Origin of the sequence: Hyunsoonleella pacifica, from assembly GCF_004310335.1 — a bacterium.
Classification (GTDB): domain Bacteria; phylum Bacteroidota; class Bacteroidia; order Flavobacteriales; family Flavobacteriaceae; genus Jejuia; species Jejuia pacifica.
Genome location: NZ_SIRS01000027.1, coordinates 1 through 310 on the forward strand (window position 1 = coordinate 1; position 310 = coordinate 310).

The following is a 310-nucleotide window of genomic DNA, read 5'->3' on the forward strand; positions in this document are numbered from 1 at the left end:
CATCCGCTTCATCCAGAATAGTGGTCGTCACAGTATCCGGAGCGTATTCCACCTTTTCATAGGTATCAGCATCACTGAAACTGCCTGAGTCCAGTGAGACGACAAAATTTTCACCGCTATCTGTCAGCGCATCATCCACCGACTCTGCACTGAAAGCACTGCCCACGGTCACTGTCGTATTATTGAAAGTGTAATCATCACCGGCTGTCGCAGTGCCATCGGTAAAGCTGACATTAACAGTGCCCGTTGGCTGATCTGCCAGTGGGTTACCCTCTTCATCGACAGCTTTGACCACATAGTAAGCCGTGGT

General features: G+C 50.0%; 1 protein-coding gene. It reads right to left on the minus strand.

The annotated features are described in order from the left end of the window. Positions 1-310 (minus strand): Calx-beta domain-containing protein (locus EYD46_RS17870; RefSeq protein ID WP_165454418.1); only part of this gene is annotated, 310 nt, incomplete at both ends.